This window comes from Glutamicibacter sp. JL.03c (assembly GCF_025854375.1).
GTDB lineage: Bacteria > Actinomycetota > Actinomycetes > Actinomycetales > Micrococcaceae > Glutamicibacter.
This window is the reverse complement of the sequence record NZ_CP107575.1, coordinates 3,435,834-3,456,327: the sequence shown is the minus strand read 5'-3', so window position 1 is coordinate 3,456,327 and position 20,494 is coordinate 3,435,834. Positions and strand designations below refer to the sequence as shown.

The following is a 20,494-nucleotide window of genomic DNA, read 5'->3' as shown; positions in this document are numbered from 1 at the left end:
ATCGCATGTCGCAACGAGTCGCAGGACGTCCCGCAACGCCGATACTTACCCAGCAGGTCATTGTCGAGGCGGCATTCGCCTTGCTCGATGAGGTGGGGTCAGAGGAATTCTCCATGGGCCGGCTGGCGCGCTCGCTCGACGTTCGCACGCCAGCGCTGTACAACCATGTTGATAATCGCCAACATCTGGTCAACCTCATGAGGCGCGACATCGTGCGTTCCATTGACCGAAGCATGCTGGCGGATCTGCCGTGGACCGAGGCCTTGTTCCATTTCTCGGTTCTTTTCCGGGAAGCGCTGTTGAAAGTGCCTGCTGCTGCGGAGTTGATTGTCGCAACTCCGATTTCGGAGGAATCGGAATCAGGGGTCATTTACGAGGAGATGGGACGAATCCTGCGGCGTGCAGGCGTCGCCGTCCCGCGAATTCTGATGATGATGGTAGCAATCGAGTCGCTAGTCGTAGGCGCGGTGTTGGATATCGTCGCGCCTGGTGCGCACGTGACCACAGTGCCAGTAGCTGGCGAGGGCGCTGTCCAGAGCAGCCATGGCGAGGTGATGGAACTAGGCGAAAAATACGCCCATCAAGCCAGGACAACCGTTAGTGACCAGTCGTTCGAGTTTGGGCTGCGGGCCATCATTGCCGCCATTGAGCGTGAAGTGGCGCAGTCCTAGGGGAAGGAAATATTCCTTGCTCAATGTTTCCTTCAAATTAATCTTATAAATTTATTCACGAAGGATCCATGCTCTGGCTTGCGCTGCACCCATCCTGCGTGAACGAGGCGAATTCCCTAGTCAGTCTCGTTCGCTGAGCAGAATAATAGTGATCTCCGGGGTTGCCCAAGCCCATTCATACGCCCGAAATGCGGGTGATGAATCCTTCCTGCCTCTTGTCATTGGTGAGGGGTGTCACTACATTAAGTGAACGGTCTTCATTATTTTTTAGCCTCGGGTGCGACTCGCAAACGCGTCATACGCGACGATCCATGGCTATCCGCTGGCAGAGAGGGTTGCCATGAATCAGCTGGAACGGACGTCCGAGACTAGCCCCGGTGGGTCTGCGCAGATGCATCGAGTGCTGGGACTGCCCAATCTCGTGCTCTTTGGCATGGTTTACATGGTGCCGCTGACGATCTTCAGCACCTATGGGATCGTTACCGAAATTACCGGCGGGCGCCTGCCGGTTGCCTACGCGATTACGTTGCTGGCGATGCTTTTCACCGCGCGGTCCTATGGCCTGATGTCCCGGGCATTTCCTGTAGGCGGTTCCGCTTACGTTTACACCCAGAGGTCTTTCGGGGCGAACGTCGGCTTCATGGCAGGCTGGGCCTTGCTGCTGGACTATCTTTTCCTGCCGATGATCAATTATTTGCTCTTGGGGATCTACCTCAACGAGTTCTTCCCTGCAGTTCCGCCCTGGGTGTTCATGCTTGCCGGGATGCTGCTGGTTACGGTTCTGAATGTCATAGGCATTGTCTCGGTAGCGCGAACAAATATCGTGATCATTGGCTTCCAATTCCTGTTCATCATCCTGTTCATCGGATTCTCTATCGCCTACTTGCGAGGCCAGGGTGGTGTTGATCTGATGGCCCCGCTGCGGGGAACCGGCGAGGCCACCGGATTCGCTCCGCTTGCTGCGGGAGCGGCGATTCTCTGTCTCTCGTTTCTGGGCTTCGACTCGATCACGACATTCGCCGAAGAAGCTCGCAATCCGAAGCGGGATCTGCCGCGCGCGATTATCCTGACAACATTGATCTGCGGGCTGCTGTTCATCGCGCTGGCCTACGTCTCGCATTTGGTCTTCCCTTCGCACCAGTTCGAGAACGCTGATTCTGCGTCCATCCAAGTGGTGTTTACCGCTGGTGGCCAGTTCTTATCGATTTTCTTCACTGCCGGGTTCATCTGCGGAGCGATGGGTTCAGCGCTGGTTTCGCAGGCTTCGGTTTCGCGAATCCTCTTCAGCATGGGCCGTGACGGCGTGTTGCCGAAAAAGATCTTCGGCTATTTGCACCCCCGATTCAAAACGCCTACCTTCGCGATCATCATCGTCTCTGTCATTTCCCTGACATCGCTCTTCGCAAGCCTTGAAATGGTCTCGGCGATGATCAGCTTCGGCGCACTGGTCGCTTTCTCGGCCGTCAACCTTGCGGTGATCAAGTATTTCTTCCTGGCCCATCGTCACCGTGGGGTCGCCGCGACATTCAATTACGTGGTTCTTCCCTTGATCGGGCTGGTCCTGACGATCTGGTTGTGGACGAGCCTGAGTGCGCTGTCGCTGGTTATCGGAATTGCCTGGATTGTTATTGGCTTGGCATATCTTGCCTACGTTACCGGCGGATTCAAGCGAAGCGCTCCAATGCTCGACCTTGCTGAATAGCTGGACGCGTACCGGAAAAGACTTGATGGCCCTGAACGTCACCAGCGAAACTGCCAGTGTTTTAGCGACAGGACGAGATGCCGTATTCGCTGCAGTCCTCGAGCCGAATGGCGACATCACTGGCTCCGCGGTGGTTCATTCAGCCTCCGCGACACCGCAGGGTTTCTACCGCGCTTTCGTCCAGTACGCCGCGTACCGTTGAGTGCTGGCGATCACCTACGACTACCTGCGAACTGGTGTGGATCCACTTTGTGCGCTGGCTGAACCGCTATAGATCCACAGAATTAGCCAGCACCGGCAATTGCTGCCGAGCTTTTTCAACCACAGCCAGGTCGAGATCCACGACGAGCAACTCTGGCTCGGCCCCAGCTTGGGCGATAACTCGACCCAACGGGTCAACAACGAGCGAATGGCCCACGCCGAGTGGCACCGTGCCTGTTGCCTTCTGTCCGACGCTTTGAGGATCGGCTTGGCCCACGGCCGCGACAAAAGTGGTCGAATCCAGGGCACGAGCCTTGGCCAGGGTTGTCCACTGTTCAACTTTGCCTTCGCCCGCGCCCCAAGAGGCGCACACGATGTTCACTGTTGCGCCGGAATTGGCATGGCGGATAAAAAGTTGCGGGAATCGAAGGTCATAGCAGGTGGCCACGCCGAGTATCTGTCCCTCATGCGAAAACTGGACTGGTGCATCTCCAGGGGTCACCGAATCGGATTCAGCGTAGCCGAAGGCATCATACAGGTGGATCTTGTCATAGTGGGCATCTGCCTCGGGCCCCGCGATCAACAGGGTATTGCGAACCCGCCCGTCCTCGCCGGGAGTGAACATTCCGGCGACAATCGTGATGCCAATGTCGTGAGCCTGCTGGCGGATCAGCGCAGCCCATGGCCCATCCAATGGCTGCGCCGCCTGTGCGAGATCATGCCCGAAGGCGATTTGCATCGCCTCCGGGAAAACCACCAATGAGGCACCTGCCTGCTTAGCCTGCTTGGCATGGTCACGCACGATGGCAAGATTGCGTTGAGGATCCGAGGTGCTCAATACCTGGGCGAGTGCAAGTTTCATGAGAAGCTACCTTCTTCGGCCATCTGGTGCTGTTCACGTCCCTTGGACACGGACATGATGTCGGCTTGGCGCTCGCCGTCGACCCGTTCAGCCAGCGCGTTCAACGCTGCCATGGATTCTCCCGAGAGTCGGATATCCAATGCTTCAAGGTTCTCGTCAAAGTGGTGGGCAAAGCGGGTCCCTGGAATGGGCGATACCTGCACATTGTGGATCCGAGCCTGCTCATAAACCCACGCCAGTGAAAGTTGCGCGGGGGTGATTCCTTCACGCTGCGCGGTTTCTTCGATGATCGTTCGCAATGGCTGGTTGTGCTGCATCCTGGAGTCCTCGAAGCGCGGGAAGTTCCGGCGGACATCGTTCGCGTCCAGCTGATCGAGAGAATCCACTTCGCCCGTGAAGTAGCCGCGGCCCAAGGATGCGTAGCTGACCAACCCCACGCCGAGCTCGCTGGCTGCGGGCAGCAACCAGCGTTCGATGTCCCGGCTGAAAATGGAATACTCCATCTGGATCGCGGCAATAGGGTGGACCGAGTGCGCTCGGCGAAGTTCCTTGGCGGTCACTTCGGATAAGCCAATGTGGCCCACTTTGCCGGCTTCGACCAGTTCCTTGTAGGCGCCGACCGTATCTTCAATCGGGACTCGGCTATCAACCCGGTGGTAGTAGTAGAGGTCAACGTAGTCTACGCCCAGGCGCTGGAGGCTCTCGTCGAGGCATTTCTTGATGAAGGCAGGGTCGCCGTTGACTCGTGGGTCACCCGGGTTCTTGGGGCGAATGATGCCGGCTTTGGTGGCCAGGGTGACCTCGTCGCGGCGCGTTCTGAGGATCTGGGCGAGCAAGGATTCGTTGTGTCCCGCGCCGTAAATGTTCGCTGTGTCCAGAAAGGTGACTCCGGAATCAATCACGTGATTCACAGTGCGCAACGATTCCACGTCCTCGGCGGCACCGTAAGCGCTGCTCAAGGACATGCATCCAAAGCCTTGGCCAGTGACCTTCAGGCCTTGCCCGAGTTCGATGCTGTTGATGCTGTTCTGTTGCCCCATGCCTGTCCTTCAACTGGAATCCAATGCCACTCTTGAGCCTACCGAAGTGGCAAGATGCGGGCACTATCATTGGGGAATTATTGAGTATCGTGAATTGGAACAGATTCGACACGCCTAGTATTTTCGTACGCTGAGCTGGCAAAAGAGACAGAGTCTCATTAACGATGAGTGATCTCAGAGTAAAATTTTTGCCATGGGCAGCGTGGTGCGTGATCGGGTGCGCGAGAAGATGAAAACCGAGTTGGCTCAGCAGGTGTATGCCGTTTTTGCTGAGCGCGGTTTGGAGAACGTCACGGCCCAGCAAGCAGCGCAAGCTGTAGGAATTTCACGCGCGACGTTCTTCAGATATTTCTCATCCAAAGAAGACGCCGTGGTGACCGCACTGCGGTCCATGAATATGCATTTCTCCCAGATGCTTGAGTCCATGGCATCGAATCCCAGTGAGAGTTTGCTCGAACTTCTGCGCCGGAGCTTTGAACCGACGGTTGTTGCCGCTGAGGAGGATCCTGAAGCGATGCGCTCTCGGGTTCAATTGGTGTGGAGCACCCCGGCGCTACGAGCCAGTTGGCAAGAGTCACGTCGCGAACAGCAAGCCGAGCTTGCCCAAGCGCTGCAGCCGTTCTGTGCCAATCACCGGTTGGCCGACACCTCGGCTCTTCTGGCGCTGACCCTGTATGATCACGCTTTGGTCCGGTGGGTGGACTCGCGCGATGAATCCCTGCGTGGAATCCTTGACGAAGCGTTCGATTTTGCGGCCATGATTGACGACAAGTGGGGCGCCGCCAGGTCTTGATGGCCAGGCCTTTACGGGGCCTGAAGGACTGCAGTTGCGCGCCGTAAGAAAGGCTCGGGATCTGGGCTCTCTGATTGCGCCCAGCGGATGCATGCGGTGAAAACAACTGCGCCGAAAGCGATGGTCAGGTACTCTGCCTGCTCCTCGCTCACTCCATGCTTTCTGAAGAAATGCGCAGTTCGCTCACGATCAGGAGCCATCCGTAGTGAGGCCTGCGATAGCAATTCGGGCTGGCCGGCAATTAAACGCAGTCTCCCGCGGGCAACGTCCAAGTCTGGTATGGATCGAAGGCCGGCCAGCGTGGCATTGCGCAGGGAATCAATGGGTCCGTGCCCTTTTTCCTGCTCTAGCTCCAAGGCTGCTTCCGTAATTGAAATCGCATCAAGTGCTCCGCCCCAAACGAGATCCGTCTTGGATGGGAAATATCGGTACAGGCTCTTGCGTCCAATGCAGCAGGCCTCGGCAATCTGCGCCATGGAGACCTGGGTATATCCGTGCTGGTCAAAGAGTTCTAAGGCGATGCGCGCTACGGAGTCCGGGTGGATGGATTGCGGTCGTCCGGAGGGGCGACCGGGCGTGGATACGTGGCTGTCCGGCATATCTCAAGTATGAGCCATTGAATTATGGCACAGTGAGTCATAAGCTAAATTCGACACGGTAACTATCGAAATGGGGATGTGCAATGAATACCGAAAATACTTGGCAGGAACGACTCGTGGCAGAACGGTTCAGTGGCAAAACCATCGTTGTTACCGGTGCGGGTTCGGGAATCGGCAGAGCCACAGCGTTACGCGTAGCCAAGGAGGGTGGCAAAGTGATTGCCTCGGACATCAGCGCGGACAGGCTTGAGGAACTCTTGGCGGAAAATCCCGAGCTGGATCTGATTTCAGTGGCCGGTGACATCACCCAGCAAGAGGTCGCGGATCGTGTCGTGGGCGCAAGCGGCGGAAAAATAGACGGTCTGGCAAATGTCGCAGGCATTATGGACAAGTTCGAACCCATCCATGAAGTCGAGGACTCGACCTGGGAGCGCGTATTCAATGTGAACGTCAACTCCATCTTGAAGCTAACGCGCAGTGTTCTGCCGTCGATGCTCGAGTCCGGTCAAGGGGCGGTCGTGAATGTGGCTTCGGAAGCAGGCCTGCGCGGTTCTGCCGCTGGCGTTGCCTACACCGCATCGAAGCATGCGGTGGTAGGGATGACGAAGAACTCGGCGGTCATGTATGGAAAGCGCGGGATCCGCTTCAATGCAGTTGCCCCGGGTGCTGTGCAGACAAATATCGAGGCGCCGATGACTTCAGAATTTGCCCAGCAGGCCATCGCTCCGCTGATGAGCATCATTCCGGGCGTGGCCGCGGCAAACCAGCTCGCTGCTTCCATCGCATTCCTGCTGAGCGACGACAGCACCAATATCAACGGCGTAGTGCTGGCATCAGATGGCGGGTGGAGCGCAATCTAGCCAATGTTCTCGGCGCGATGCCGTCAGAGACGATACTGGCCAGACTGCGCCGGGGAAATCCGGTGCAGTCTGGCCAGTATCGTCTGTGGCGAGTGTCCTATGTGCGCTAGTGCTGCGGGGCCGCTGCAGGGGAGCCAAGCAAGGCGCCGGCCCTCTGCGCGGCCTTGGCTGCACCACAGTGCGAACAGGTAGCCTCAGCGGGTTCTTCGCCGCTTGCCTTGATTGGCCCCGATGGCTCCTCCTCAAGGGTGTTTTCTCCGGCGAATGCCCGTTTCATCGCTTTGCGGTCGAACTGTCCTTCCCACTTGGCGACCACGAAGGTTGCCACGCAATTGCCCAGCAGGTTGACCGCAACACGCATGGAGTCCATGAGGCGATCCGCACCGAGCAGCAGGGCCACGCCGGCCACGGGGAAGATTCCCAGCGCGGCAGCGGTGGCGGACAATGCCAGGAATGATGAACCGGGCACTCCGGCCATGCCCTTTGATGTCAGCAGCAGGACGCCTAGTGCTGCCAGCTGCTGACCAAAGCTCAAGTCGTGTCCGAATGCCTGGGCGAGGAAGAGCAGCGAGATGGACAGGTAGATGGCGGCGCCATCGAGATTGAACGAATAGCCGGTAGGCACGACCAGCCCAGTCGTGGCTCGGGAACAGCCTGCATTGTTCAGCTTTGTCATGATGCGAGGCATTACTGATTCGGTGGATGCAGTGCCCAACGCCAGCAGGAATTCTTCGCGGGTGTACTTGATGAACTGCCACAGGGGAACCCGGGCGAATGCCCAAGCCACAATGAACAAGATGCCGATGAACAACAGCGCCGCCGCGTAGCAGGCCAAGATCAGTTTCGCATAGGTCCCCAGAGTTTCAATTCCGTATTGGCCGATGATGAAACCCATGGCTCCGAAAGCGCCCAATGGGGCGACGCGCATAACCCAACTCATGATCTTGAAGATCAATTCCAAGACATTGTCGAAAATGCCGAGCAATGGCGCGCAACGATCTTTCCCGATGACGACGACTGCCGCTCCGAAGAACACGGAGAAGAACAGCACCTGGAGGAGGTTGTTGTCTGAGAATGCTCCGAAGACGCTGACTGGAATGATCCCCAGAATGAATTCAGATGCGCTCTTGGCCTCGCCGGTCTTCTCTTGAACCGCGGTGCCATCCAGAGTGGAAGGGTCGATGCTCAGCCCTGCGCCAGGCTGAATGAGGTTTCCGATGATGAGGCCGAAGACCAAAGCGAAGAGGCTTGCGCAAGTGAAGTAGAGCAATGCCTTGACGCCCAGGCGGCCGACGGCTTTGACATCTCCTACTGCGGAAATTCCTGTCACGATCACGAGGAAGATCAGTGGAGCGATGATCATCTTGATCAGCATGATGAATCCATCGCCCAGCGGGCGAAGCTGGGAGCCGATGCTCGGCAGGAAATGCCCGATCAAGACTCCGGCGACGATGGCTACTCCAAGTTGGAAGAACAAGGAGGTATAGAAGGGTTTCTTGCGTGGTACTTCGGCAACGACCAATTGGTCGGCGGAATTGATTTTCATGGCTGCTCCTGAGGAATTCTCGCTCCGAGATATGTGCCTGTGGCTTGATTGGTGTCAACTGTAGGCCAGCTCACATCTTTCCGCAATAGAAAAACAGTATTCCGCAATTCGGAATAGATTCATTCTGGATCGTGGAATGGAAATGCACTCCCACAAGTACTTTCAAGATTCCGGGGTGCGCGAAAAGCCGTGGCATGCCAGGGTGCGATGGTTCGGTGGAAACTGCGCCATACCCATGGCGATCAGCGGCAACCCGGGTGCCGGCGGGAACGAGCTGTGGCCTACTTCCGGGAAGCAGTCCTGCGAGCTTGCGGCAAAAAAGCGGTATTGCCGGCTTTGTCATTTTCGCGCTGGGCCGCGTCATTTTCGGTCCGGCCCGTGTCTCCAGCTGATCCGAATAAGCTGACCCTAGCTAGAACCTGCAGAAGGGTTGCTGGGAAACTAGGCACGGTGGAACTCACCGAATCCCCGAGCAGGATTGCGAGCAAATATTCATGAGCATGGAAAGTGCCGCCTGGCATTCGCTGTGGAAGCTGTCTGGCGACAAGGGGAAGGCCTATGCCTCGACCACGCCAAAACGGGTACTGAAGTTTGCCGCTGGGTACAAGACCCGCCTGCTGATCTTCGTCTTCTTCTCGGTGATCGCCGCTGTGCTCGCGGTGGTGACTCCGGTGCTCGCGGGCCGGGTGGTTGACGAGATCGTCGCGCAGTCAGGAGTGCGCGCCATTGCCAATTTGGCGATCATCATGGCGTTCATCGCGGTGTCGGATGCCATAACTTCTGTCATCGTGCGCTGGTTCTCCTCGCGACTGGGCGAAGGAATTATCTACGACTTGCGCACCGCGGTCTTCGACCACGTGCAGAAAATGCCTGTCGCGTTCTTCGCCCGCACTCGAACCGGTGCATTGGTCAGCCGGCTGAACAACGATGTCATCGGCGCGCAGTCGGCATTCGCCGGGACGCTCTCTGGACTGGTGTCCAATACCGTGGCTTTGATCCTCACCGCCGCCGTCATGTTCACCACCTCATGGCAGGTGACCCTCATTGCCCTGGTGCTCCTGCCGATCTTCCTTCTACCGGCCCGCCACTTTGGCAAATCCGTCGCCTTGCTTCGCCGTGAATCCGCCGAGCTGAACGCCAGCATGGGCAACCAGATGACCGAACGCTTCTCGGCGCCGGGCGCCACGCTGATCAAGCTCTTCGGCAGCCCCAAGGACGAGTCCAAGGTCTTCGCCCTGCACGCCGGCAGGGTCCGTGACATCGGCGTGAAGATGACCATGCGCCAGTTCTACTTCGTGACCGCGTTGACCCTGGTGGCCGCCTTGGCGCTCGCCTTGGTCTACGGCTTGGGCGGCATGTACGCGGTGCGCGGCGAACTGGCCGCCGGCGATGTCGTCACCCTCGGCATGCTGCTGACCAGGCTCTACACTCCGTTGACCGCACTGGCCAATGCCCGCGTGGAAATCACCAGCGCCCTGGTCAGCTTTGACCGGGTGTTCGAGGTCCTGGACTTGGAGCCGCTGATTTCTGATGCTCCCGATGCCCGCCGTCTTGAAGCTGGCGCGGCGGTCCCAGTGAAGTTCGAGCACGTGAATTTCTCCTATCCGAGCGCGGACAAGGTTTCGCTGGCCTCGCTGGAGGAGGTGGCGATTCTTGATACCCGTGGGGGCGAGCAGGTCCTGCACGATATCAATTTCGAGATCCCGGCAGGGCAGACTTTTGCCCTCGTAGGATCCTCGGGCGCCGGAAAGTCCACGGTAGCTTCACTGCTGGCCAGGCTTTATGACGTGGACTCGGGAAGCGTTCAATTGGCGGGGCAGGATATCCGCCAGCTCAAACTGGATTCGCTGCGCACCACAGTTTCGATGGTGACCCAGGACGGCCACCTCTTCCACGAAACCATCCGCTCCAACCTGAGCTTGGCCCGGCCTGAAGCCACGGACGAGCAAATCTGGGAAGCGCTGGAACGCGCCCGGCTCAAGCCGGTCATCCAGGCGCTGCCCGATGGACTGGAAACCGTGGTGGGTGAGCGCGGCTACCGCCTGTCCGGTGGTGAACGCCAGCGCATGACCATTGCTCGACTGCTGCTGGCCGCCCCGCAGGTGGTTATTCTCGATGAAGCGACCGCTGCCCTGGATTCAGCCAACGAAGCCGCCGTGCAGGCCGCCTTGGCAGAAGCACTGGAAAACCGCACCGCGCTGATCATTGCCCACCGGCTCTCCACTATCCGCTCGGCTGACCAAATTCTCGTAGTGGAAGCCGGCCAGATCATTGAACGCGGAACGCACGCAGAACTTCTTGCCCTTGGCGGACGCTACACCCAGCTCTATGAAACCCAGTTCGCCCAGTAGCAGGGGCTAGCACGCCGACCATTCGCGTAGTCTGGAAACACCGCGGGATCTATCGCGCGGCTGCCGAAGTAAATAAGGAGAATCGCATCCGTGGCGCCCACCGAAGAACCCAGCGCATCGCAACGAGCGTATCGGCTGATCCGTGACGGAGTGCTTCAGGGTACCTATGTGCCGGGATCGATGATTGGCGAGGCATCGCTAGCCAAGGAATTCGAGCTCAGCCGCACACCGGTGCGCCTGGCCCTGGGCAGGCTCCAGCAAGAAGGCTGGATTGAGATCTTCCCCAAGCGCGGTGCGGTGGTACGCGGACTGAGTGACAAGCAGGTCGCTGAACTGGCAGATACGCGTTTGCTGCTCGAATCGGCCTCGGTGGCCGACGCCTCGCAGGCCCAACGGGAGCAGCTGACCCAGAGGCAGATCGCCTCCATCGACCAGCAGGATGCCGCCTTGGCTGCCGGCGACCTGAAAGAGTTTGTCGAACTGACCATCGCCTTCCATCGAGGCTTTGTCGAGGCCGCTGGCAACAGCGTCCGCGTTGAGCTTTATGATCATTTAGCTGACCGTCATCGGTTTGCGCTTTTTGCTACCTCGGAAGACCTGGTCACGCGCCGCGAGGAAATCATTGCCGAGCATCAGGATCTAGCCCGGTTGATGCGCGACGGTGATTCAGCTGGCTTCAAAGAGTGCTTGAGAAAGCACGTTTCGGACAATGGCAGCGGACACTAAAGGCCGTCCGGGCCTGCTGTTCGGCCGTGACTTTGCCACAAAAGCAAACTGGGATACATCTTGTATCCCAGTTTGCTTTACACTGATTCTGGATGGTTAGCGAACCATCTGAGGCGAATGGAGGGCAAGGCTTTGAACGAGTTGACGCGTAGCAGGGTGCAACAGCGTACCCTCTGGGTCCTTGCCATCTCCCAGATCTTCGGAACCATCGGCGTGGGCGTGGCCCCGTCGATCGGCATCCTGCTGGCCGAGGAAGCCACCTCGAGTGAAGCCTGGGCAGGCCTTGCCCGCACCGCGAGCACCCTGGGTGCGGCCCTGCTCGGACTGCCCCTGGGCAATCTGGCCGCGCGCTTCGGACGACGCGTCGCCTTGGCTGGCGGCTGGTGGCTGGCAGCGCTCGGCGCGCTGCTCTTGGTTCCCGCCGCCCAGTTCCAGATGGTGATCCCGCTCTTCGCTGGCTTGCTGCTGATCGGCTCGGGATCGGCCATCAGCCTGCAGGCCCGATTCGCCGCTACCGATCTGGCTGCCGACGACCACAAGGGGCGCAGCCTGGCACTGGTCGTCTGGGTGGGAACCATCGGCACGGTCCTTGGCCCGAACCTCGGGGTGCCTGGCCAGGCGATCAGCAACGCGACCGGGCTGCATGTCTATGCCGGGGCCTTCCTCATTGCCGGTATCGCCATGCTGCTGGCGGGCTTGCTGGTCTTCTTGCTGATGCGCCCTGATCCGCTATTGCTGAACAGGGAAAGCGACCGACTAGCCGACGCGGCTCTGCCGGTGCGCCAGCGCGGCGGCCTCAAGCGCTTTGTCTTGGAACTGCGCAAGAATCTCCGGGCTCGCTACGCAGTGGTGGCAATCCTCAGCGCGCAGGTAGTCATGGTGGCCATCATGACGATGACTCCGATCCACGTCACCCATCACGGCGGCTCGGTGTCCCTGGTCGGCATCACCATCTCGCTGCATATTCTCGGCATGTACGCTTTGGCGCCAGTGGTGGGCTACGTGGCAGACCGCTGGGGGTACCGCTTCTCCATTGGCGCGGGCTTGGTGGTCTTTGCCGCTTCCCTGCTGGCCGGGGGATTGCACCCCGAGAGCATGGGCTGGATCATGGCCAGCCTGATCCTGCTCGGGGTGGGCTGGTCGTTCATCAATGTGTCCGGTTCTGCCTTGTTCGCGACGGTCATCAGCAAGCAAGAGCGCGCGTCGGTCCAGGGCGGAGTTGATGCCCTGTCCAACCTTTGCGGTGCCACGGCCGCTTTTGCCGCCGGCCCGCTGATGGCGATCAGCTCCTTCTCGGCGCTGACGATCATCGCCGCCATCGTCTTGCTTCCGCTGGCCGTGATGACGCTCTTGGCGCCGGCACGCGCTGGCGCGGAAAACTAGTCGGCCGCTGCCACCAGCTGCACACCCAGTTCGCTGGCTGCAGCCTGCAGTACCGGCACGGCGGTTTTCATGAACGCCTCGTCCACGCGGGTAACCGGACCGGAGACCGAGATCGCCATCGGGGTTGGCGCCCCGGGGACCGGAACGGCGATGCAGCGCACGCCCAATTCCTGTTCTTCCTCGTCAATGGCGAAGCCGCGTTCGCGGGTGGCTTCTACATCGGTGAACAGCTTGCCTAGCGTGGTGATGGTATTCGCCGTTTTTGGCGGCATGCCGGCCTGGGAAACCAGGCGCTGCACCCGTTCGTCATCGAGGACCGAGAGAACGGCCTTGCCGACGCCGGAGTTGTGCAGCATGGCGCGGCGCCCGACTTCGGTGATCATGCGCATCGAATGCGCCGACTGCACCTGGGCAATGTAGGTGACCATGTCGCCATCGAGCACAGCGATATTGGCTGATTCGCCCAACTTGGTGACCAGGTCCTTGAGCACCGGGGATGCCAGTGCGCCCAGCTGCCGGTTGGCTACTTCACCCAAGCGAATCAGGCGAGGACCCAAGGAATAGCGGCGGTTGGGCAACTGGCGCACGTAGCCAACCCCGACCAGGGTGCGCAGCAGGCGGTGGATGGTCGGCAGCGGCAGGGGAGTGTCGGCGGCTAATTCGCTCAGTGCCGCTTCGCCGCCGGCGCGGGCGATGACTTCCAGAAGCTCAAATGCGCGTTCGACGGACTGCACACCGCCGGTGGTGGACTTGCTGGTAGTCTGCGTCATCTTTGCTCCTCTAGTTAAGGCACTCATTTTGGAAGTAGCTTACGCGTAAGTTCTACGATGCGAAATCCTCGTCCCAACAATAGCCTAAAATCAGGCATTTCTTCCACGATCCGATATTTAGCCGACAAAAATCCGTGCCCGGGGCCACAAATACCCCTTGCGTTTTCATTTTGAGGATAATAGTATCCACTATACGGAAATCTTTTGGATCGCCGAGATCACGAACTCGCAGCCATCGTCGTGAAGATAGTGCTGGTTGCAGCAAGAGAACTGGGTGCACGTCAAAGCATCCAGTAACGGAACAGAGCAGTACAGAAGAGCACAAGAGGTTAAGGAACAACTCATGAGTATTTCAATTACCAGCATCCCCGATGTCGCAGATGCCCAGCAGATCCTCTCTGACGAAGCCCTTGCTTTCATCCAGAAGCTGCACGAGAAATTCGCTGGAACCCGCGATGAACTGCTGGCCGCACGTTCGGTGCGCCGCAAGGAATTCTCCGATGCCAAGTCCATCGACTTCGACCCAGCCACCGCATCGGTACGCACCGGCGACTGGAAGGTCGCCGAAGCACCCGAAGCATTGCGCGATCGCCGCGTAGAAATCACCGGCCCGGCCTCCCCGGCCAAGATGGCCATCAATGCGCTGAACTCCGGCGCCAAGGTCTGGCTGGCCGATCTGGAAGATGCTTCCACCCCGAGCTGGTTCAACGTCATCGACGCGATCTCCAACCTGTCGGCCGCCGCCCGCGGCACCCTGGCCTTCACCGACGCCACGACCGGCAAGTCCTACGCGCTGCGCACTGACGCTCCTCGCGCGGTTGTCGTGGTGCGCCCCCGCGGCTGGCACCTGCCAGAAAACAACGTGCTGGTCAACGGCGAGCCTGCAGTTGGCGCACTGGTGGACTTCGGCCTGCACTTCTTCCACAACGCCAAGGTGCTCGCCGAATCCGGCCAGGGACCGTTCTACTACCTGCCGAAGATGGAGCACTACCTCGAAGCCCGCCTGTGGAACGAGATCTTCACCTTCGCCCAAGCGGAACTGGGCATCGAGCACGGCACCGTGCGAGCCACGATGCTCATCGAAACCATCCCGGCTGCCTTCCAAATGGAGGAGTTCCTCTACGAACTGCGCGAGCACGCTTCGGGCCTGAACGCCGGCCGCTGGGACTACCTGTTCTCCATCATCAAGACCTTCCGCGAAGCCGGCGACGCATTCATCATGCCGGACCGCTCGGCCGTGTCGATGACCGCACCGATGATGCGCGCCTACACCGAACTGCTGGTGAAGACCTGCCACAAGCGCGGCGCCTTCGCCATGGGCGGCATGGCCGCGTTCATCCCGAACCGCCGCGAACCGGAAGTCACCGCAGCCGCCTTCGAGAAGGTCCGCGATGACAAGTCCCGCGAAGCCAACGACGGATTCGACGGCTCCTGGGTAGCCCACCCGGACCTGGTGAACATCTGCAAGGAGATCTTCGACGCCAAGCTGGGCGAGAAGCCGAACCAGATCGACCGCCAGCGCCCAGAGGTCGAAGTCACCGCGGCCCAGCTGCTCGATGTGGCCAGCGCCCCGGGTGATGTCACCGAGGCCGGCGTACGCGCCAACCTCTACGTGGCAGTGGCCTACACCGCGGTGTGGCTTTCGGGCAACGGCGCGGTCGCCATCCACAATCTGATGGAAGACGCCGCCACCGCCGAGATCTCCCGTTCGCAGATCTGGCAGCAGATCCGCAACGAAGTCGTGGCTGCCGACACCGGCAACACCATCACCGCGGAATTGGTCTCAACCATTTTGGCCGAAGAGGTGGAGCGCCTGCGCGGCGAGGTCAATAATGAAGAGCACTTCAAGGCCTACTACGAGCCGGCCGCACAGCTGATCGCCACCCTGACCAGCGGCAAGGACGAGGACTTCGCGGACTTCCTCACCACCGGCGCATATGAACTGTTGGAAAAGGAGTACGTGAGCAAGCCATGATCAACCCCTTCGATGAGTCCACGCTGGACAGCGTAGAAACGCTGCTAGCCGGCACAGACCAGCTGCTGGAACAGTCCTACCCGGGCGATTCCGGGGCCCGCCAGCCTATCCATACCGTGTATGTTCCGGGCGACAAGTACACCCCCGACCTGCCTGCGGCCTGGGGCCGGAACGCCATTGCGGCTGCCGGCGGCCTCATGGGCCTGTCCGCCCTGGCGGCCAAGCTGAACCTGGCCGAGCCGCAGCGCCTGGCCGAATTGGTGGCCGACAAGCTGGCCAGCGAACCCATCGAAGACTTGCGCATCGACTTTGAAGACGGCTTCGGCAATCGCAGCGATGCCGAGGAGGATGCGGCCGTGCTGGCCGCGGCCGACTCGCTCGCTGCGGCCGTGGCCGCCAACAAGGCTCCCGCCTTCATCGGCATCCGGTTCAAATGCTTCGAAGCCCCGACCCGGGCCCGCGGCATCCGCACCCTGGGGCTGTTCATTTCACAGCTGCTTTCACATGGGGAACTGCCCGCTGGCTTGCGCTTGACCCTGCCCAAGGTCACCACAGTGGACCAGGTCAAGGCCATGGTGCTTCTGGTGCAGAAGCTGGAGCAGGACCACGGCCTGGAAGCCGGACGGCTGCGTTTTGAAGTCCAGGTCGAAACCCCGCAGGTGATCATCGCCGCCGATGGCACGCATCCGGTGGCGCAGCTGATCCACGCAGGCCAAGGCCGCGTTTCCTCCCTGCACTACGGCACCTATGACTACTCGGCCTCCATGGGCGTGGCCGCCGGCTACCAGTCCATGGAACACCCGGTGGCCGACTACGCCAAGGATGTCATGCAGGTGGCCGTGGCCGGCACCGGCGTTGAGCTCTCCGATGGCTCCACCAATATCATCCCCGCCGGCGACCCGGAGAACATGGCCGAAGCCTGGGCCCTGCACGCCCGATTGGTCTCCCGCCACCTGTCCCGCGGCATCTACCAGGGCTGGGACCTGCACGAAAACCAGCTGCCCACCCGCTACCTGGCCACCTTCGCGTTCTTCCGCGAAGGCCTGCAAGCGGCCGGCACCCGCCTGCGCAACTACGTCCACCAGATCAGCTCCACGATCATGGATGAGCCCGCCACCGCACGGGCCCTCGCCCGCTACATCCACCGCGGGGTCACCTGCGGTGCAGTGAGCGCCGAGGAAGTCGCCGAACTAGCCCAGATCACCCTGTCCGAACTCGAAGCGATCGCGCTGAATCGCTCCCACGCCTAAGGATCCTGCCATGACTGTTCCAGCAATCCAGAACTCCTCATCCTATTTCGCGAACTTCGGCGGGCACCCGCCGCAGAGCGATCTGCTCACCGACCGCGCCATCGTCACCGAGGCCTACACAGTCATCCCCAAGGGCGTGCTGCGCGACATCGTCACCAGCGTCTTCCCCGAGTGGACCAATACCCGCGCCTGGGTCTTGAACCGTCCGGTCGCCGGCGGCGCCACCACCTTCGCCCAGTCCATCGTGGAAGTTGCCCCAGGCGGCGGATCCACCAAGCCGGAGCCGCAGGCAGAAGTCCAGGGCTTCATCTTCGTGCTCACCGGCCAGCTGACCGTGGTCATCGAAGGCACCGAGCATGTGCTCGAAGACGGCGGCTACGCCTACCTGCCGGCAGGCAGCACCTGGTCGGCACGCAACGATGGCACTGAACTGACCAGCTTCCACTGGCTGCGCAAGCGCTACGAGCCACTGGCCGGCGTGGACGCTCCGGGCCCGGTGGTTGGCAACGAGCGCGACGTGGAGCCTGGCCCGATGCCGGGCACCGATGGCAAGTGGCGCACCACCCGCATGCTCGACCCCAACGATGTGGCCTTCGATTTCGGCGTGAACATCGTGACCTTCGAGCCAGGTGCCTCCATCCCATTCGCCGAAACCCACGTGATGGAGCACGGCTTGTACGTGCTGGAGGGCAAGGGCGTCTACCGCCTGAACGGCGACTGGGTCGAGGTGGAAGCCGGAGACTACATGTCACTGCGCGCCTTCTGCCCGCAGGCTTGCTACGCCGGCGGCCCGGATAACTTCCGCTACCTGCTCTACAAGGACCAGAACCGCCAGATCGCTTTGTAAGCCAATTGGCTTCAATAATATGTTGGCCAGCACCTGCCCATTTCAGGCAGGTGCTGGTGGCTTTAACGCCTGGTGGGCTTTGCCTGCCTATACGGTAATTACTTCGACGCCACTCTGGCTTGCTTCATAGATGGTCGTAACTGATAGATCACCAGTTGTGATGATGGTGTCGAGATCGGTCACGTCGCCAAACTTGTGGGCCGCTGTGCGATTGAACTTGTCGGCGGTAGCTACCAGTATTGATCGCTGGGCCGACTTGAGCACAGCACGTTTGACGTAGGCATCGTCCCATTGCGAGACTGTCAGGCCGGTGTCGATATTTGCCGCGCAGGCGCCGATGATTGCCACGTCGAATCGCATTGATGCCACGGCTTCCGCGGTCCCTGCGCCAACAAACGACAATTCGTCAAAACTCAGCGGGCCACCCGGGACTAGAACCTGGTTACCAGGTTTCCTATGCAATTCCTCAGCTGCCCTGAGAGAAAGGGCCATGGCAGTGATGCCAAGCCCCGCTAGTTGCCTGGCGACGGCGAGAGCGGTCGTGCCGTTGTCGATGATGACCGAATCCCCGGGACGTACATGTTTGGCCGCTGCCTGGGCGAGAGCGAGCTTGTGATTATTTGCTTCTGAGCGGCGAAGGTCAAATGGAAAATCATCGCCTCGGGACAGGGCTGGCGCTGCGCCGCCACGCACTCGGCGTACAGACCCCTGCTCAGCGAGCTCATTCAGATCTCGGCGGACGGTGATTGTGGAAGTTCCGGTGAGGTGGGCAAGATCATTGACAGTCATCATGCCGTTTCTGACACTTCTAATGATCATTCGATGTCGTTCTGATCGTTGCATGTGATCATTTTGGTGCATAGCTTGCTCTCATGACAAGTAAACAAGTAACTGGCTTGAAGGCAACTTCTGGCGTTGGAATGATGTTTTTCAGCAATGGGGCGATTTTTGCCGCTTTGCTACCGTGGTACCCACTGATCGCTCAGCGGCTGGAACTGACATCTATCGAGTTCGGGTTCATCGTGGCCTCTTTCGCTGTGGGGGCACTAGTTTCCTCGGCTCTTCCCGCACCATTGATCGCACGTTTTGGAGCTACGAGTATTGCCGTTGCAGGAACTCTTCTGCTGTCCGCGTCAATCGCCGGTGCTTCGTTTGCTGGCGCAGGATGGGTACTTGCACTTTGTTTGTTCCTGGCCGGATTCTTTGATGCCATCGTGGACGTTGCCCAAAATGTAGCGGGGATCAGAGTGCAAAGCGTCATCGGGCGTTCCATCATGTCGTCTATGCATGCGTTCTGGAGCCTGGGCGCATTGTCTGGCGGAGTGATCTCAACAGCTGTGGCTGCTTCTGGCGTACTGGATATCAAGGTCTACCTGATGCTTGTTGGGATTTTCATTAGCGCGGTGGTCTTCGGCGGCGCAATCATGAGCCAACCAACAGTCTCGCGACACGTAGCCAACACGGCAGGAAAGCCAGCGTCATCTGATCGACGACGCGTATGGCGTTTAGCCCTCGCAGCAGCGTTGCCTTTGATAGTGATCGCAATTTCCGGAACCATCGTCGAAGATATCGCGAACAACTGGGCAGGAATGGCAGGACTTGAAATCGGAGGACTGCCAGCGTCGCTAGCCGGAATCGTATTCTCTGTCATGGTCGGAAGCCAGTGCGTTGGACGCTTTGCGGGGGACCTGTTGATTCACCGCTTCGGAGCAGTCGCAATTGCACGCGTCGGAGGCGCTCTGATTGCCATTGGCGGGTTGCTGGTCATTACCTCCGGTAGCAACATTCTGACCTTGTTCGCAGGGGTCGCTCTAGCCGGTTACGGCTCGGCGACGCTTGTACCCAGCGCGCTCACTGCCGCAGCGAAAATTCCAGGAGTGAATGAAGGAGCCGGCGTGACCCTGGTCAGCTGGTTAATGCGCGTTGGTTTTCTGCTGACCAGCCCTGTCGTAGGCACCGTGGCAGACAATGTCGGCCTACGGTGGGGACTGAGCATTACCTTGATTGTTGGAATGGCAGTGTTCTTCCTATCGCCCGCCTTGCGAGAACCAAGACGGAATCCTGTCCTCGCGGAGGATGCTTCATGATCCGGATCAATCACATTGGACTGTATGTCCAGGACTTGGAACGTGCACGCGCATTCTATGAGCAGTTTTTCAACGCTGTTGCAGGTGAAAAGTATCGTAATGATCGCACGGCGTTTGAATCTTATTTCTTGGACTTCGATGGTGGACCACGTCTGGAACTCATGACTCGCCCGACCGTGGTTCACCGGGTGGAAAGGCCAACTTTTGGCTGGGACCATCTTGCAATCTCGGTTGGTTCTAAAGCGGAAGTGGATCGATTGACCGAATTGTTGAATTCGGCAGGATATCGAACCGTGAGCGGCCCTCGAACAACTGGGGATGGTTACTACGAAAGTGTTGTTCCTGACGGTGAAGGAAACCTTATCGAAATAACAGCTTAGGTGTCAGTCCTACAAAGTCGTTCTTCGCCGGCGTACGGGTGAAAAGCGACTTTGTAGGACGGACCGATGGAACTACTAATGGACTGGGATGCCTCCGCCGGTACTGGTAGAAATCTCAATCCACTAATGCACCTCCCACAGGTCCAAGAACATCGGTCGGGAACGTGGGGAAAGACAAGCTCATAGAGCAGCTATAGCGCAATGCAGCGCGCGACACGGGCGAAAGTAGTCCAATTGCCTGAGCCTCAGATAACTTCACCGGTGCAGTGCATGGAGTACTCTGGCCCGGTGAGCCAGAGGTGGCTGTTGCTGTTGAGACAAAGGTCAGCCCCGGCGCCATGAGAAATTGTGAGCGGGGCCGACAGGATTAGTTCAGTTCCGTGCTCTTACTTCAGTTTGTAATGTTCCACGACTTTGGCGATATTCGAAACTGACAGTCCGAGCCTCTAAA

Annotated in this window: 18 protein-coding genes; 12 read left to right on the top strand and 6 right to left on the bottom strand. The window is 59.4% G+C overall.

What is annotated here, in order from left to right; genetic code table 11:
- Positions 1 to 5 precede the first annotated feature (5 nt).
- Together OF385_RS15985 and OF385_RS15980 are read left to right on the top strand one after the other, a co-directional pair.
- Entirely contained in the window at positions 6 to 671 is a 666-nt protein-coding gene (locus OF385_RS15985) for a TetR/AcrR family transcriptional regulator C-terminal domain-containing protein (protein WP_264276290.1), read from the top strand.
- Between the two features lie 340 nt (positions 672 to 1,011).
- On the top strand, positions 1,012 to 2,373 hold the full coding sequence (locus tag OF385_RS15980; protein WP_264276289.1) for an APC family permease: 1,362 nt from the start codon (positions 1,012 to 1,014) through the stop codon (positions 2,371 to 2,373).
- Positions 2,374 to 2,641: 268 nt separating this feature from the next.
- Here the strand turns inward: OF385_RS15980 and OF385_RS15975 are convergent, their stop codons facing one another.
- Both OF385_RS15975 and OF385_RS15970 read right to left on the bottom strand, forming a co-directional pair.
- Positions 2,642 to 3,436, bottom strand: a complete 795-nt coding sequence (locus OF385_RS15975; protein WP_264276288.1) for a carbon-nitrogen hydrolase family protein — start codon at positions 3,434 to 3,436, stop codon at positions 2,642 to 2,644.
- Entirely contained in the window at positions 3,433 to 4,476 is a 1,044-nt protein-coding gene (locus OF385_RS15970; protein WP_264276287.1) for an aldo/keto reductase, read from the bottom strand. The genes OF385_RS15975 and OF385_RS15970 overlap by 4 nt, the downstream gene beginning before the upstream one ends.
- A 193-nt stretch (positions 4,477 to 4,669) precedes the next feature.
- On the opposite strand from OF385_RS15970, the gene OF385_RS15965 reads away from it, so the two are divergent.
- A complete protein-coding gene (locus tag OF385_RS15965; protein ID WP_264276286.1) occupies positions 4,670 to 5,269 on the top strand; it encodes a TetR family transcriptional regulator in 600 nt (199 codons plus the stop codon).
- Between the two features lie 11 nt (positions 5,270 to 5,280).
- Here OF385_RS15965 and OF385_RS15960 read toward each other — a convergent pair whose 3' ends face one another.
- Positions 5,281 to 5,868 carry a TetR/AcrR family transcriptional regulator gene (locus OF385_RS15960; protein WP_264276285.1) on the bottom strand — a complete coding sequence of 196 codons (588 nt, stop codon included), beginning with the start codon at positions 5,866 to 5,868 and terminating at the stop codon, positions 5,281 to 5,283.
- An 83-nt stretch (positions 5,869 to 5,951) separates the two neighbouring features.
- On the opposite strand from OF385_RS15960, the gene OF385_RS15955 reads away from it, so the two are divergent.
- Positions 5,952 to 6,728, top strand: a complete 777-nt coding sequence (locus tag OF385_RS15955) for an SDR family NAD(P)-dependent oxidoreductase (protein WP_264276284.1) — start codon at positions 5,952 to 5,954, stop codon at positions 6,726 to 6,728.
- 106 nt (positions 6,729 to 6,834) lie between these two features.
- Here OF385_RS15955 and OF385_RS15950 read toward each other — a convergent pair whose 3' ends face one another.
- Entirely contained in the window at positions 6,835 to 8,274 is a 1,440-nt protein-coding gene (locus OF385_RS15950) for a cation:dicarboxylate symporter family transporter (RefSeq protein WP_264276283.1), read from the bottom strand.
- Positions 8,275 to 8,768: 494 nt separating this feature from the next.
- Between OF385_RS15950 and OF385_RS15945 the strand changes: the two genes are divergently transcribed.
- The 3 genes from OF385_RS15945 (at position 8,769) to OF385_RS15935 (ending at position 12,734) form a co-directional block, all read left to right on the top strand.
- Entirely contained in the window at positions 8,769 to 10,625 is a 1,857-nt protein-coding gene (locus tag OF385_RS15945; protein WP_264276282.1) for an ABC transporter ATP-binding protein, read from the top strand.
- Between the two features lie 90 nt (positions 10,626 to 10,715).
- Entirely contained in the window at positions 10,716 to 11,351 is a 636-nt protein-coding gene (locus OF385_RS15940) for a GntR family transcriptional regulator (protein ID WP_264276281.1), read from the top strand.
- A gap of 156 nt (positions 11,352 to 11,507) precedes the next feature.
- Complete coding sequence (locus tag OF385_RS15935; RefSeq protein WP_264276280.1) at positions 11,508 to 12,734, top strand: MFS transporter; 1,227 nt, start codon at positions 11,508 to 11,510, stop codon at positions 12,732 to 12,734.
- On the opposite strand, the gene OF385_RS15930 is transcribed toward OF385_RS15935, so the two are convergent.
- Complete coding sequence (locus tag OF385_RS15930) at positions 12,731 to 13,504, bottom strand: IclR family transcriptional regulator (RefSeq protein ID WP_264276279.1); 774 nt, start codon at positions 13,502 to 13,504, stop codon at positions 12,731 to 12,733. The two genes, OF385_RS15935 and OF385_RS15930, sit on opposite strands and share 4 nt — an antisense overlap.
- 343 nt (positions 13,505 to 13,847) lie before the next feature.
- On the opposite strand from OF385_RS15930, the gene aceB reads away from it, so the two are divergent.
- The 3 genes from aceB to OF385_RS15915 are packed head-to-tail and all read left to right on the top strand — an operon-like array spanning position 13,848 to position 17,576.
- Entirely contained in the window at positions 13,848 to 15,479 is a 1,632-nt protein-coding gene (gene aceB, locus OF385_RS15925; RefSeq protein ID WP_264276278.1) for a malate synthase A, read from the top strand.
- Positions 15,476 to 16,729, top strand: coding sequence for an HpcH/HpaI aldolase/citrate lyase family protein (locus OF385_RS15920; RefSeq protein WP_264276277.1), 1,254 nt, complete (start codon positions 15,476 to 15,478; stop codon positions 16,727 to 16,729). The genes aceB and OF385_RS15920 overlap by 4 nt, the downstream gene beginning before the upstream one ends.
- A gap of 10 nt (positions 16,730 to 16,739) precedes the next feature.
- Complete coding sequence (locus OF385_RS15915) at positions 16,740 to 17,576, top strand: bifunctional allantoicase/(S)-ureidoglycine aminohydrolase (RefSeq protein WP_264276276.1); 837 nt, start codon at positions 16,740 to 16,742, stop codon at positions 17,574 to 17,576.
- Positions 17,577 to 17,663: 87 nt separating this feature from the next.
- Here OF385_RS15915 and OF385_RS15910 read toward each other — a convergent pair whose 3' ends face one another.
- Positions 17,664 to 18,368, bottom strand: a complete 705-nt coding sequence (locus OF385_RS15910; protein WP_264276275.1) for a DeoR/GlpR family DNA-binding transcription regulator — start codon at positions 18,366 to 18,368, stop codon at positions 17,664 to 17,666.
- Positions 18,369 to 18,448: 80 nt separating this feature from the next.
- Here OF385_RS15910 and OF385_RS15905 point away from each other — a divergent pair, with 80 nt between their 5' ends.
- Positions 18,449 to 19,663: an MFS transporter gene (locus OF385_RS15905; protein WP_264276274.1), complete on the top strand. Its 1,215-nt coding sequence runs from the start codon at positions 18,449 to 18,451 to the stop codon at positions 19,661 to 19,663.
- Positions 19,660 to 20,043 carry a VOC family protein gene (locus OF385_RS15900; RefSeq protein ID WP_264276273.1) on the top strand — a complete coding sequence of 128 codons (384 nt, stop codon included), beginning with the start codon at positions 19,660 to 19,662 and terminating at the stop codon, positions 20,041 to 20,043. Before OF385_RS15905 ends, OF385_RS15900 begins: the two co-directional genes overlap by 4 nt.
- Positions 20,044 to 20,494: the final 451 nt, after the last annotated feature.